Annotated in this window: 10 protein-coding genes; all 10 read left to right on the plus strand. The window is 71.8% G+C overall.

Annotation, left to right across the window (positions count from 1 at the left end; genetic code table 11):
* Positions 1-76 precede the first annotated feature (76 nt).
* The 10 genes from P1V51_09640 (at position 77) to lhgO (ending at position 13,546) form a co-directional block, all read left to right on the plus strand.
* A complete protein-coding gene (locus P1V51_09640; GenBank protein ID MDF1563296.1) occupies positions 77-613 on the plus strand; it encodes a (2Fe-2S)-binding protein in 537 nt (178 codons plus the stop codon).
* Entirely contained in the window at positions 610-2,991 is a 2,382-nt protein-coding gene (locus tag P1V51_09645) for a xanthine dehydrogenase family protein molybdopterin-binding subunit (protein MDF1563297.1), read from the plus strand. Before P1V51_09640 ends, P1V51_09645 begins: the two co-directional genes overlap by 4 nt.
* The gene (locus P1V51_09650; protein MDF1563298.1) at positions 2,988-3,971 is read left to right on the plus strand and encodes an FAD binding domain-containing protein; all 984 of its coding nucleotides are present in this window, start codon (positions 2,988-2,990) and stop codon (positions 3,969-3,971) included. The genes P1V51_09645 and P1V51_09650 overlap by 4 nt, the downstream gene beginning before the upstream one ends.
* A gap of 304 nt (positions 3,972-4,275) precedes the next feature.
* The gene (locus tag P1V51_09655) at positions 4,276-6,129 is read left to right on the plus strand and encodes a hypothetical protein (protein MDF1563299.1); all 1,854 of its coding nucleotides are present in this window, start codon (positions 4,276-4,278) and stop codon (positions 6,127-6,129) included.
* A 255-nt stretch (positions 6,130-6,384) separates the two neighbouring features.
* Entirely contained in the window at positions 6,385-8,136 is a 1,752-nt protein-coding gene (locus P1V51_09660) for an AMP-binding protein (protein ID MDF1563300.1), read from the plus strand.
* A complete protein-coding gene (locus P1V51_09665) occupies positions 8,133-9,146 on the plus strand; it encodes an NAD-dependent epimerase/dehydratase family protein (protein ID MDF1563301.1) in 1,014 nt (337 codons plus the stop codon). Before P1V51_09660 ends, P1V51_09665 begins: the two co-directional genes overlap by 4 nt.
* Positions 9,143-9,397, plus strand: a complete 255-nt coding sequence (locus P1V51_09670) for an acyl carrier protein (GenBank protein MDF1563302.1) — start codon at positions 9,143-9,145, stop codon at positions 9,395-9,397. The genes P1V51_09665 and P1V51_09670 overlap by 4 nt, the downstream gene beginning before the upstream one ends.
* Positions 9,397-10,701, plus strand: a complete 1,305-nt coding sequence (locus tag P1V51_09675; protein MDF1563303.1) for a radical SAM protein — start codon at positions 9,397-9,399, stop codon at positions 10,699-10,701. The genes P1V51_09670 and P1V51_09675 overlap by 1 nt, the downstream gene beginning before the upstream one ends.
* Positions 10,702-10,710: 9 nt before the next feature.
* Positions 10,711-12,342, plus strand: coding sequence for an acyl-CoA dehydrogenase family protein (locus P1V51_09680; protein MDF1563304.1), 1,632 nt, complete (start codon positions 10,711-10,713; stop codon positions 12,340-12,342).
* Positions 12,329-13,546, plus strand: a complete 1,218-nt coding sequence (gene lhgO, locus P1V51_09685) for an L-2-hydroxyglutarate oxidase (protein MDF1563305.1) — start codon at positions 12,329-12,331, stop codon at positions 13,544-13,546. The genes P1V51_09680 and lhgO overlap by 14 nt, the downstream gene beginning before the upstream one ends.
* The last annotated feature ends 17 nt before the right edge of the window (positions 13,547-13,563 follow it).

The following is a 13,563-nucleotide window of genomic DNA, read 5'->3' on the forward strand; positions in this document are numbered from 1 at the left end:
CTGTCCACCCGAGAATGCGTAGATCGACCCGCAACGGGCCCCGGCCCGGACAGTGATTTCCATACCTTAGGAAGCGATGACCCTCCCCGACCCCGCCCCCGCGCTGCTGCGCCTCCTCGTCAACGGCGAGACGCGGGTGCTCCCCTGTGCCCCGAACGAGACCCTCCTCGAGGTGCTGCGCTACCGCCTCGCCCTCACCGGCACCAAGCAGGGCTGCGACAAGGGGGACTGCGGCGCCTGCACGGTGCTCATCGACGGGCAGCCGGCCCTCGCCTGCCTGACCCTGGCCACCCTCTGTGAGGGGAAGAACATCTGGACCGTCGAGGGGCTGGCCGACGGCCCCGAGCTCCACCCGGTGCAGGCGGCCTTCGTCCGGCACGGCGCGGCCCAGTGCGGCTTCTGCACCCCGGGGATGCTGATGTCCTCGGTGCACTTCGCCGAGAGCTACACCGGATCGGAGGCGCCGGAGCACGGCGAGATCGCTCACGCCCTCTCGGGCAACCTCTGCCGATGCACCGGCTACACCAAGATCCTCGACGCCGTCGCCGAGGCCACCCTCGAGGTGGCCGCCCGGCGCGGGGCCCCCGGAGCGGGAGAGGAGGGGGGCTCATGAAGACCCCGCCCCTCCCCCGGGACCTCGAGCGCTACGCCGACCAGGCCCGACCGCCCCGGGAGACCCCCGGCCACGCGCCGGTGATCGGCCGCCGCCATGGGCGAATCGACGGGCCGGCCCAGGTGACGGGCGCGGCGATCTACGCCGACGACCTCTGCCTGCCGCGGATGCTCCACGGCAAGATCCTGCGCTCGCCCCACGCCCACGCGCGGATCGTCTCCATCGACGTCGAGGCGGCCCTCGCCCTGCCCGGCGTCGAGGCGGTGATCACCGGGCAGGACCTGATGACCCCCTACGGGATCATCCCCTGGACCGAGGACGAGCACGTGATGGCCGTCGAGCGCGCCCTCTTCGTGGGGGACGCGGTGGCGGCGGTGGCGGCCCTCGACGAGGCCACCGCCGAGGCCGCCTGCGGCCTGATCGAGGTCGAGTGGGAGGTGCTGCCGCACGTCCTCGATCCCGAGGAGGCTCTGCGCGAGGGCGCCCCGGTCCTCCACCCGCACCCGAAGCGGAAGGGCAACCTCACGAAAGAGATCGAGCTCTCGTTCGGAGACCCCGGCGCAGGCGATGAGGCTGCGACGGTTGTGGAAGGGGACTACTTCTTCCACGGCACCACGCACGCCGCCATCGAGCCCCACTGCGCCATCGGCGAGGTGGGCGCCGACGGGCTGCTCACGGTCCACTCCGCCACCCAGGTACCCCACTACCTCCACCGGGCACTGGCCCGCGTCCTCGAGCTGCCGCCGAACCGGATCCGGGTGGTGCAGCCGGCGGTGGGCGGGGGCTTCGGCGGGAAGTCCGAGCCCTTCGACCTCGAGTTCTGCGTCGCGCTCCTCTCGCTGCGCACCGGCCGGCCAGTGAAGATCCTCTACACCCGGGAGGAGGTCTTCCTGGCCCACCGCGGCCGGCACCCCACCGCCGTGCACGCGAAGCTCGCCGTGGACGACGAGGGGAGGCTGCAGGGCTACGAGGCCGACCTCCTCCTCGACGGCGGGGCCTATGCCTCCTTCGGGCTGATCACGACCTACTACTCCGGGCAGCTCACCGCCCTGCCCTACCGGCTGCCCGCCTACCGCTACCGGAGCCGGCGCGCCTACACCAACAAGCCAGCCTGCGGCCCCAAGCGAGGCCACGGCGCGGTGCAGCCCCGCTTCGCCCTGGAGGTCTCCCTCGACAAGGCGGCCCACGCCCTGGGGATCGATCCGATCGAGCTGCGCCGCCGGAACTTCATCGGCGAGAACACCCGCACCGTGAACGAGCTGCGGGTCGGGTCCCTGGGCCTACTCACCTGCCTGGACGAGGTCGAGCGGCGCAGCGAGTGGAAGGCGCGCCGCGGCAGGCTGCCCTTCGGGCACGGCCTCGGCGTCGCCTGCAGCGCCTACATCAGCGGCACCAACTACCCGGTCTACCCCAACGAGATGCCCCTCTCGGCCGTGCAGGTCGCCGCCGATCGCTCCGGCCGGGTGCGGATCTTCAGCGGCGCCTCGGAGATCGGGCAGGGCTCGGACACGATGCTCGCCGCCGTCTGCGCCCAGGAGCTGGGGGTCGAGCTGACCGACGTGCGGGTGGTCAGCGCCGACACCGATCTGACCCCCGTCGACCTCGGCGCCTACTCCAGCCGCATCACCCTCATGGCCGGGCACGCGGCCCTCCACGGCACCCGCCAGCTCGCCGCGAAGGTCCGCCAGGCCGTGGCCGAGGCCTGGGAGATCGAGAAGAAGAACGTCGCCCTCGCCGGCCGCCTGGCCCTCGACATCACCGACCCCTCCCGCAGCCTGCCCATCGCCGAGGCCTTCGCCCTGGCCGAGGCGCGCTTCGGCACCCTCGGCGCGACGGGCTACTACCACACCCCCAAGGACGTGCACGGCGACTACCGGGGCGGCGCCATCGGCGCGACGCCGGCCTTCTCGGCCACCGCCCACGTGGTCGAGGTGATCGTCGACCCGGAGACCGGCGTCATCGGCGTGGAGAAGGTCTGGTGCGCCCACGACTGCGGCCGGGCCCTCAACCCCCTGCTGGTCGAGGGGCAGATCGAGGGCTCCTGCTACATGGGCCTGGGCGAGGCGCTGATGGAGCACCACGAGGTCGGCCCTGGCGGGCGGCTCCTCGCCCCCGATCTACTCGACTACCGGATCCCCACCAGCGTCGACACGCCGCCCATCGAGGCCATCGTCGTGGAGGCCCCCGACGCCCACGGGCCCTACGGCGCCAAGGAGGCGGGCGAGGGGCCGCTGCACTCGGTGATCCCGGCCCTGGCCAACGCCGTCTTCGACGCCATCGGGGTGAGGATCGACACCCTGCCGCTGACCCCCGAGAAGGTCCTGGCGGCCCTCGACGCCCGCCTCGAGGCCACGACCGACGAGGGAGGTGCCGCATGATGGGCCTCCCTCCCTTCGCCCTCGCGCGGCCCACCGAGCTGGCCGCGGCGATCGAGCTCCTGCGCGCCGGCGGCCCCCGCGCCCGGCTGCTGGCCGGGGGCACCGACCTGCTGGTGAACCTCAAGCACCGCCTGCACGAGGTCGACACCCTGATCTCCCTGGAGGGCCTCGCCGAGCTGCGCGGCCTGCGGGAGGAGGCGGACGGAACCCTGGTCCTGGGGGCGAACCTGAAGCTGGTCGAGGTGGCCGCCGATCCCCGCATCCGGCTGCGCGCGACGGCGCTGGCCGAGGCTGCCGGTGAGGTCGCCCACCCCCAGGCCCGGCAGATGGGCACCCTCGGCGGCAACGTCTGCCTCGACGTCCGCTGCCGCTGGGTGAACCGGAGCCCGGCCTGGCGGGCCTCCCTCGGGGGCTGCCTGAAGAGCGAGGGCGAGGTCTGCCACGTGGTCCCCAAGGGGAAGAACTGCGTCGCGGCGCTCTCGGGCGACACCCTCCCCGCCCTCGCCGCCCTGCGGGCCGAGGCGGTGATCGCCGGCCCGGCGGGCGAGCGCCGGGTGCCGGTGGAGGACCTGCGGGGCAAGGACGGCCGCGAACCCCTCACCCTCGGGCCCGGCGAGATCCTGGTTTCCCTGCGGATCCCCCCGGCCGCGCCCCTGCGGCGCAGCGCCTACCAGAAGTGGGCGGTCCGGGGCGCGGTGGACTTCCCCCTGGTGGGGGTCGGGCTCTCGGCGGAGGTGCGGGAAGGTGCGACCCTGCACGACATCCGGATCGCGGTCGGCGTGCTCGGACCCCGCCCGAAGATCGTCACCGGCCTCCAGGCGTACGAAGGGGAGCGGGCCGATGCCGCCCTCGGGCGTGCCATCGCGGAACGGGTGTGCCGTCAGTGCACACCGCTGCCCAACGTGCTCTCCGATCCGGACTACCGCCGTAGACTGCTCGGAGTGCTCGTCCAGAGGCAGATCGCGGCCTGGGGAGAGTAGCGAGGGGCCCGATCCGCCCCGATCGGGTGCCACCCCCCTGACGCGGCTGCCGCACTCCCACCGCACCCATGCTCGCCTGACATTCGGGTGGCACCTGTCCGGGGGGGCGGGGCCTCGTTCTCCAACCCCCCTGGATCACTGGTCATTCCCGGAAGCTGGCACGCCTGGCCCGCGGCGACTGAACCGATCCAGGCGCTGGCCCGTGGCTTGCTAAAGGATCCCCTTCGAGGGAGGAACGCCGGTCGGCGTCCCTGCCCCGACGAATTCGATAGCCGCAAGGACGCGAGAGGACGAAGGAGAGGCCATGCGAAAGAAGCTTGCCATCGGCACCACCCTGGTCGCCACCCTGGCTCTGGTCGGGTGCCCCAACCAGGGCAACTACGTTCCCCGGAGCTCCGGCTCCCTGGGTCTGACCTCCGACGACGCGACGCTCTTCGTCGCCGACACGGATCACAACCGGGTCACCATCATCGCCACCGCGACGATGGAGGTCCTCGGCCACATCCCCGTGGGCTCGGCCCCCGAGCGGATCCTGGTCGGCCCCGACGACACCGTCTGGGTCACCAACCGCGCCGGCCGCACCGTGATGCGCATCCCCGCCGGCTCGATGGAGGTCGAGGCCACCGGCTCGGTCGGCGGTGAGCCCGTCGGCATGACCCTGACCGAGGACGGCAACCTCCTGGTCGCCAACTCGACCTCGGGCACCGTCTCCGTCCTCGACGCCCAGACCCTCGGCAACGTCGGCGAGATCCGCGTCGGTGGCACCCCCTGGGCCGTCACCGCGCTGGGCAAGACCGCCTACGTGACCGACCTCCTCTCCTCGCGAGTGGCCATCATCAACGTCGAGAGCGGTGAGCTCGAGGACGAGATGGAGATCGAGCACGAGCAGTCCGAGAACTGCTTCATGGGCAACGGCCCGCAGCGCGTCCCGAACCAGCCCGCCGACGTGGTCCTCTCCCCCGACGGCGACCGGGCCTACATCGCCCACGTGCTGGCGCGGACCGGCACCGACGGCTTCACCAACGACAACCTGAACCTGGCCGTGGCGCCGGCGGTCTCCACCGCCTCCACCTCTCGCAACATGATCCTCTCGGCCTCGACCCCGGCGTCCGACCCTGATCGCGACTACCCGGGCCAGATGCTCGCCTCCACCGACGACGAGTTCTGCGCCGCGGCGAACCAGGACTCCATGGACGCCCCGAGCTCCCTGGTCGTCGACTCCACCGGCGAGTGGATCTACGTGGCCGACCACAACTCCAACGCCCTGGCCATCGTCTCGGCCCGCAACAAGCAGTGGCCGACCTTCCTCGATCCCGAGCGCGGCATCGTCGACCTGGTCCGGGTCGGCGCCCGCCCCACCGGCCTGGCCGTCCGCGGTGACCTCTCGGCGGCCTACGTCCACAACGCCTTCGACTACAGCATCTCCGTCGTCGAGCGGCAGGGCGAGCGCCTGGTGACCACCAACGAGATCGTCTTCAACGAGCCCCAGCTCACCCCGGCCCAGGAGAACGGCCGCCGCCTCTTCTACTCCGCGGTCGACCCCCGCATGACCGAGCCGGATCTGGGCGGCGTCTCCTGCTCCTCGTGCCACCCCGACGGCCGGACCGACAGCCTGAACTGGTCCCTGGCCGGCGGCCGCATCAACCCCATCGACCCCGACAACCGGATCGGCATCCAGACCCCGGCCCTCTGGGATCTGGCCGACACCGCCCCCTTCGCCTGGGACGGCTCGAGCCCCGATCTCGATAGCCTGGCCCACGTGATGGTCTCCTGGATGGGCGGCCGCGGCCTGGCCCAGACCGAGGCCGAGGACATCCTGGCCTACATGGACACCATCAGCCCGCCGGACAACCCCGCCGCCGAGATCCTGCCCCAGGCGCAGCTCGACGAGGGCCGGATCCTCTTCCAGTCCAACTGCGCCGGCTGCCACGCTGGCACCTCCTTCACCGACGGTCAGCAGCACCCGACCGCCTCCGGCGGCGGCCTGGTGAACACGCCCACCCTCAAGGGCGTCTTCGCCACCGGCCCCTACCTCCACGACGGCTCGGCCCGCACCCTGCAGGAGGCCTTCTCTCGCGGCCTGCAGACCGGCCACAACGCCGACGGCCTCAACGCGGTGCAGAAGGAGGCCCTCGAGGTCTACCTGAAGACCCTCTAGCGGCCCTCACGCCGCGCCCCTCTCCCGCTCGCGGGAGGGGGGGAAGCAGCCCCTCTCCGGAAGCGGAGGGGGGCTTCGCTTTTTTGCAGTTGGTCAGACCAAAAAAGACCGCCAAAACAGCGGCTTGCGTGATTGATCTTGCTGCTGGGGGTGGGTAGTTTGCGGCCCCCTTTCCTTCGCCGGAACCAGGCCTGGCGACCGGCGCTCGATCGCCGTGGTCCCTTTGCCGGCCTCCCGAGACCGAGGCGCCCTTTCATGACCGCGCTCCCCGACACCGCCGAGACCCGGCTCCCCCTCGCTCACCTCGAGGGTCCGCCGATGCCCGCCCTCGAGGTGGAGACTCTCCCGGCCGCCCTGGCCCGGGCCGCCGGCTCCCACCCCGATCGCACCTACCTCGGCTTCCTCGACGCCAAGAACGAGCCCACCGAGGTCAGCTTCGGCGCCCTGCAGGCGGGCTCCGAGGCCTTCGCCCGGGCCCTGCTGGCCTGGGAGCTCGAGCCCGGCGAGCGGGTGGTGCTCCTCCTCCCCACCGGCCCGGACTTCCTCGAGGCCTTCTTCGGCACCCTCCTGGCCGGAGGCGTGCCCGTCCCCTGGCCCCTGCCCCTGACCATGGGCCGGATCGACGCCTACGTGGAGGGCACCGTCGCCCGGATCGTCGCCGACGCCGGGGCGAGCCACTGCATCACCACCGATCGGGCCGAGGAGTCCCTCGGCCGGGTGATGGAGGGCCTCGGCAAGCCCGGGCGCGTGAAGACCATGGAGGCCCTGCGGGCGGACGAGGCTCCGGCGGCGGACTTCCCCGCGCTCTCTCCCGACGGCCTCGCGCTCCTGCAGTACACCTCCGGCCGCACCCACCTGCCGGGCGGCGTCCGCCTCACTCACCGTCAGCTCCTCTCGAACGTCGCCGGCGTCGGGCAGGCCCTGGCCCTGGGCGAGGACGACGTGGGCATGAGCTGGATCCCCCTGGTCCACGACATGGGCCTGGTCGGCGTGCTCTGCTCCAGCCTCTACTTCCGCTTCCCCTCCTACGTGATGGCCCCCGAGGCCTTCCTGATGCGGCCCTACCGCTGGCTGCAGGCCATCTCGACCTTCAAGGCCACCCTCTCCGCCGCGCCCAACTTCGCCTACCGCCTCTGCGTGCGGAGGGTGAGCGACCGCTACCTCGAGGGGGTCGACCTCTCCAGCTGGCGCCTGGCCCTGAACGGCGCCGAGCAGGTGCAGCCGGACTCCTGTGACGCCTTCGCCGAGCGCTTCGCCGGGGTGGGCTTCCAGAAGTCGGCCTTCTATCCCCTCTACGGCCTGGCCGAGAACGCCCTGGCCGCGACCTGCCCGCTCTTGGATCGCACCTACGAGACCTACCCCTTCGACGCGACCATCGAGAAGGGCGAGCTGGTCGCCGCCTCTCCCTCGCCGGAAGCAGGCGCGCCCGTCGCCTCGGTGGGCCGGCCTCTGCCGGGCCAGGAGATCGCCATCGTGGACGCCGCCGGCGAGCTCCTCCCCGAGCGGCACCAGGGCAAGATCGTCGTGCGCGGCGTCTGCCTGATGGAGGGCATCCACGGCCGCCCCGAGCGCACCTCCGAGCTGAAGGCCGGGGGCTGGCTGCAGACCGGTGACCTCGGCTTCATCGAGGATGGCCGCCTCTTCGTGACCGGCCGCCTCAAGGAGATGGTCATCAAGATGGGGCGCAACTACTACCCGGACGACGTGGAGCAGGTGCTCCTCGACGCCGGCGTGCTGGAGGGCCGGCGCGTCACCGCCCTGGCGACGGGCAACGCCGAGAGCGGCACCGAGGACCTCCTGCTCGTCCTCGAGGGGCCCGCCTTCGACGAGGCGGATCCGAAGGCCCGGAAGGCCTTCGAGAACACCCTGAGCGCCACCCTCCTCGATCAGCTCGGCATCCGCGCCGACCGCATCCTCCACCTGGCCCCGGGGCACCTCGGCGAGGGCGACGCCAGCGCCCGCCGGGCCGCGATCCGCACGCTGCTGCGCGAGGAGAGCGCGGCATGAGCTCGGTGGTGGTCGGCGGCACGGGCTTCATCGGCCTGAACCTCTGCGAGGCGCTCCTCGCCCGCGGAGAGGACGTCGTCTCCACCCGCCGCAAGTCGAGCAACACCATCTTCGCCCGGCGGCTGAAGCTGCCGCTGGTGCCCGCCGATCTCGAGACCGGCGAGGGCCTCGCCGAGGCCCTCGAGGGGCGCGAGACCCTCTACTTCGCCGCCGGCCACTATCCCCGCTACTCGGTCGACACCGAGGCCCAGGTCGAGATGGCCGTGCGCCACCTGCGCGGCGTCCTCGAGGCGGCCCGCGAGGCCGGCCTGCGGCGGGTGGTCTACGTGGGCACCGTCTCCACCGTCGGCAAGGCGCCGGCCGGGGCGCTGGCCACCGAGGAGGACGGACTGACCGCTCCGGAGGAGGGGGACACCTACGCCGCGATCAAGCTGGCCCTCTCCGAGGCCGCCCTCTCGGCCAACGGAGAGGGGCTCGAGGTCGTCGAGCTGATGCCCACCGGCGTGCTCGGCCCCTACGACCACAAGGTCGGCACCGGCTTCTTCCTCCTCGGCCAGCTCTCGGAGAAGCTCGACTTCTGGATCGAGGGCAAGGTGAACTTCATCGACGCTCGCGATCTGGCCGAGGCCGCCATCGCGGCGGCCGAGCGCGGCAAGCCCGGCGAGCGCTACATCCTCGGCGGCCACAACATCACGGTCGAGGACTTCGTGAAGCAGATCGCCGATCGCTTCGAGGTCCCCGTCCCGGCGCGACGCCTCGATCTGGCCGCCGCGCGCGCGCTGGCCCACGCCGAGGAGGCGCGGGTCCTCGCCGAGGGCAAGGGCCGCCCGCTGCTGACCCGCGAGATGGCGGATGCCATCGGCGACGGTCAGTTCGTCGACATCTCCCGGGCGAGGGCCTCCCTGGGCCTCTCGCCCCGCCCCCTGAACGAGACCCTGGATGCCGCCGTCGGGTGGTATCGCAAGAACGGATTCCTTCCGCGGGAGACCCCCGCCAGGAGAACAGCATGAGCGACCGCAAGGAAGAACTTCAGACCGCCGTCTTCGAGATCGTGGCCGAGCTGGTCAGCGCCGAGCCGGGCGAGATCAAGGGCGAGGATCGCCTCCGCGAGGACCTGGGCCTCGACTCCCTGCAGAGCATGGAGCTGCTCTCCCGCGTGAGCGAGACCTTCGAGATCGATCCCGACCTCGAGGAGGTCATGGATCTGGCCACCGTCGAGGAGGTGATCACCTCCCTCGCCGCCCACCTGGAAGGCGCGTGATGAAGGTCACCTTCGTCTATCCCGGCTTCGAGCGGCACGCCGAGGCGCACCCCGAGCTCCTCGAGTTCGTCCCGGCGGACGAGTACCTCGGCCCGCCCTCCCTGGGTATCGCCTCGGTGGCGGCCGCCACCCCCGAGCAGTACGAGGTCGCCTTCATCGACGACCGCCTGACGCCCGTCGACGCCGGCCTCGAGACCGACGTCGTCGCCCTCTCCTTCTTCACCCCGGCCGCGACCCGGGCCCTGGAGATCGCCGACCAGATGCGGGCGGCGGGCAAGACCGTCGTCGCCGGCGGCATCTTCCCCACCCAGATGCCCGACGTCGTCGCCGAGCACGTCGACGCCGTGGTCGTGGGCGAGGGTGAGCCGGTCTGGGCCGACCTCCTGGCCGACGCCGAGAAGGGCTCGCTGAAGAAGAAGTACGTCGCGCCGCCGCACGACCTCTCCACCTCGCCGGTCCCGCGGGTCGACCTCTACTTCAACGCCGAGACCGAGGGGCACCACCCGGACGACTACCCCTTCCAGCTCTCCCGGGGCTGCCCCCTCACCTGCGACGCCTGCGTGCTGCCCATCCACATGGGCAAGAAGATGCGCTTCTACTCGCAGGAGCAGCTCGAGGCGACGATGCGGGCCTACGCCGACGCCGGCAAGATGGTCTCCCTGACCGAGGACACCTCGATCTTCGGCCTCCAGGGCGCCCGGAAGCACCTGCGGGAGTTCCTCGACACCACCCTGCGCCTCCAGCAGGAGGGTGTGAAGGTGAAGATCTCCTACCTCGGCATCTCGATGCCGATGATCCTCAACCTCGATCCGACGCTGCTCCAGCAGATGCGGTCGACGGGGATGGATCGCTTCTACCTGGTGGGCGGCTTCGACCCCATCACCCGCAACGCCTTCGGCCCGAACGACCCCAAGGCGCTGGAGAAGGCCTACAAGGTCATCGCCCGCTGCAAGGAGTTCGGGATCGATCCCTACGTCTCCTTCCTCGTGGGCAACGAGGGTGACGACGAGGGCACCTTCGATCGGATGCTGGAGTTCGCCAGCAAGTCCGGGATCGAGCTGGCCGAGTTCGTGGTCTCGACCCCCTACCCGGGCACCCCGATCTGGCACCGCTACCAGGAGGAGGGTCGGATCTTCGACCACACCTGGAAGCACTACAACGACGCGAACGTGGTCTTCGAGCCGCACCAGATGAGCCCGGAGCGCCTGCAGGAGGGCTACCTCTACCTGTGGCGCGAGTTCTACCGGGGTCGTCAGGCCGAGTTCGACGAGCGTTCGCACCAACGCAGCACCGTTCAGTTCTAGAGGTACACCATGGGCACCGAGACCGTTCACGCTTTCGAGAGGATTCACGAGGATCACGCAGCGCTCGCCGAGGCGCTGAATCTCGTGGGGGCCACCGCCGAGGAAGCCGAGAGCGTCTCGATGCTCGTGGACCCGGTGCGGCGCTGGGCGAACGACACGCTCGACGCCGCCGCCATCGAGGAGGCGCACGCGATCTCCCCGCAGATCCGGGCCTCGGCCGCCGAGATGGGCCTCTACGGCCTGACCATCCCCGAGAAGTTCGGCGGCGCCGGCTTCTCGCTGGTGGGCTCCGGCCGGATCATCGAGGAGATCGCCCGGGTGGACCGCTCGGTGGCGGTCTCCATCGGCCTGCACAACGGCCTCGGCCTGCGCGGGATGATCGCCTACGCCTCGGACGACCTGCAGGCGAAGTTCCTCGAGCAGATGGCCACCGGCGAGCTGATCGGGGCCTTCGCCGCCACCGAGCCGGGCGCCGGCTCGCACATCGCCGGCGTGAAGACCACCGGGGTGATGGACGAGGAAGACCCGACCCTGCTCACCGTCAACGGTGAGAAGGTCTACGTCACCAACGGCGGCTTCGCCGACGTCTTCACCGTGCTGGCCCGCACCCCGGGCCTCGGCGGCGCCCGCCGCGGCTACTCCCTCCTCTTCCTCGAGAAGACGATGGAGGGCCTCGAGGTCGGCCGCGAGGAGGACAAGCTCGGCATCCGCGCCTCCTCCACCACCGGCCTGACCTTCGAGGACCTGCGGGTCTCCACCGACCGCGTCATCGGCGAGCCCGGCAAGGGCCTGGACCTGATGAACTGCATCCTGGCCTGGGGCCGGACCCTGATGAGCGCCGGCGCCCTCGGCGGCGCCAAGACCGCCTACGAGATGGCGATGAGCCACGCGCTCACCCGCAGGCAGTTCGGCAAGCCCATCGCCGAGTTCGGCCAGGTCCGGGAGAAGCTCGCCCGGATGCGGGCGCGCATCTACGCCATGGAGAGCCTGGTGCGCCTCACCGGGCTGCTCCAGGCCCGCCACGGCTCGGACGTCATCTGGACCTCCACCGCCACCAAGATCTTCTGCTCGGACGGCGCCGTCGAGATCGCCGACGAGGCCATCCAGATCCACGGCGGCGCCGGCTTCATCGAGGAGGTGGGCGTCGCCCGCATCCTGCGCGACTGCCGGATCACGCAGATCTTCGAGGGCGCCAACGAGGTCCTGCGCTTCCACCTCGCCGCCGGCGCGCTGCCCTTCGCCGGCACCGAGGCCGGCGCCATCGCCGGGCTCTTGCCCGAGGCGTTGAAGGCCCAGGGCGAGCGCTGGGACGCCCTCCAGGCCCGCACCCGCACGCTGCTCTCCTCCATGGCCAAGAAGTACGGCCCGCGGATCATGGAGCACCAGCTGCGGCTGGCCGGCGTCGCCGACGCCTTCACGGCCCTCGTCGCCCTCGAGGCGAGCCTGCTGCGCGCGGGCCACGCCCTGAAGACGGCCTCCGGGGAGGAGGCCCGCGAGCTGACCGAGCTCGTGACCTACCTCACGGCCCTGCTCGCCCGCGAGGCCGAGGCAGGTCTGGCCTCGGCCGAGGACGAGGCCTTCGAGACGGCGGCCAACGCGCTCTCCTCGACCGAGATCGAGTCCGCGCGTGCCCGACTTTGATGGCAGACCGGCGCCCCCCTCTCACGATCTGATCGTCGTCGGGGGCGGCATCGTGGGCCTGGCCTGCGCTCACGCGGCGCTGGTGGCCCACCCCGACTGGCGGGTCCTGGTCCTGGAGAAGGAGGCCGAGCTCGCCGCGCACCAGACCGGCCGCAACTCGGGGGTGATCCACTCGGGGATCTACTACACCCCGGGCTCCGCCAAGGCCCGGCTCTGCCGGGCGGGCCGCGAGCAGCTGATCGACTTCTGCACCGCCGAGGGCGTGCCCTTCGAGCTCTGCGGGAAGGTGATCGTCGCGGCGTGCCCCGAGGAGCTGCCGGCCCTCGACCTGCTCCTGGCCCGCGGAGAGGAGAACGGCGTCGACTGCGAGCTGGTCGAGGCGGCCGGCCTCCACGCCCTCGAGCCCCACGCCGGGGGGCTGGCCGCCCTCCACGTGCGGGACGCGGGCATCGTCGACTTCGGTCAGGTGGCCCGGAAGCTCGCCGAGAAGATCGAGGCCGCCGGTGGCGAGATCCGCCGGAGCTGCGCGGTCACCTGCCTGATCGCGGCGAGCCCCGAGGCGGCGGCGGTCTACCTCGATGACGGCAGCCTCCTGCGCGCAAGCCGGGCCATCGCCTGCGCCGGCCTCCACTCGGACCGGCTGGCCGAGAAGAGCGGCCTCTCGAGCCCGGTGCGGATCGTCCCCTTCCGGGGCGAGTACCACGAGCTCAAGCCCACCGCGGCCGCCTGGGTGAAGGGCCTGATCTACCCCGTGCCCGATCCCCGCTACCCCTTCCTGGGGGTGCACCTCACCCGCCACATCGACGGCCGGGTCTCCTGCGGGCCCAACGCGGTGCTGGCCTGGGCCCGGGAGGGCTACCGGCGGGGCGCCTTCTCCCTGCGGGACGCCACCGAGAGCCTCCGCAGCCGGGGGCTGCGCCGGCTCATGCGCCAGAACCTGCGCACGGGCCTCGCCGAGCTGCGCCGCTCCTACTCGCGGCGGCGCTTCGCCGCGGACGCCGCGAGGCTCCTGCCGGGGCTGAAGGCGTCGGATCTGCGGCCCGGCCGCCCGGGGATCCGGGCGCAGGCCCTCCTCCCCGACGGGCGCCTGGCCGACGACTTCGTGATCCTGAGCGACGGCCCCGTCACGCACGTCCTCAACGCCCCCTCCCCGGCCGCGACGGCTTCCCTCGCCATCGGAGCGCACATCGCCGGTATGCTGTAGCTCTCTCGAAAGGAGAG

It is taken from the genome of Deltaproteobacteria bacterium (genome assembly GCA_029210625.1).
GTDB lineage: Bacteria > Myxococcota > Myxococcia > SLRQ01 > SLRQ01 > JARGFU01.

Excerpts from the sequence above, each read along its gene's own strand:
- P1V51_09640 (MDF1563296.1), top strand. The coding sequence starts at position 77 with ATGACCCTCCCCGACCCCGCCCCCGCGCTGCTGCGCCTCCTCGTCAAC.
- P1V51_09645 (MDF1563297.1), top strand. The coding sequence starts at position 610 with ATGAAGACCCCGCCCCTCCCCCGGGACCTCGAGCGCTACGCCGACCAG.
- P1V51_09650 (MDF1563298.1), top strand. The coding sequence starts at position 2,988 with ATGATGGGCCTCCCTCCCTTCGCCCTCGCGCGGCCCACCGAGCTGGCC.
- P1V51_09655 (MDF1563299.1), top strand. The coding sequence starts at position 4,276 with ATGCGAAAGAAGCTTGCCATCGGCACCACCCTGGTCGCCACCCTGGCT.
- P1V51_09660 (MDF1563300.1), top strand. The coding sequence starts at position 6,385 with ATGACCGCGCTCCCCGACACCGCCGAGACCCGGCTCCCCCTCGCTCAC.
- P1V51_09665 (MDF1563301.1), top strand. The coding sequence starts at position 8,133 with ATGAGCTCGGTGGTGGTCGGCGGCACGGGCTTCATCGGCCTGAACCTC.
- P1V51_09670 (MDF1563302.1), top strand. The coding sequence starts at position 9,143 with ATGAGCGACCGCAAGGAAGAACTTCAGACCGCCGTCTTCGAGATCGTG.
- P1V51_09675 (MDF1563303.1), top strand. The coding sequence starts at position 9,397 with ATGAAGGTCACCTTCGTCTATCCCGGCTTCGAGCGGCACGCCGAGGCG.
- P1V51_09680 (MDF1563304.1), top strand. The coding sequence starts at position 10,711 with ATGGGCACCGAGACCGTTCACGCTTTCGAGAGGATTCACGAGGATCAC.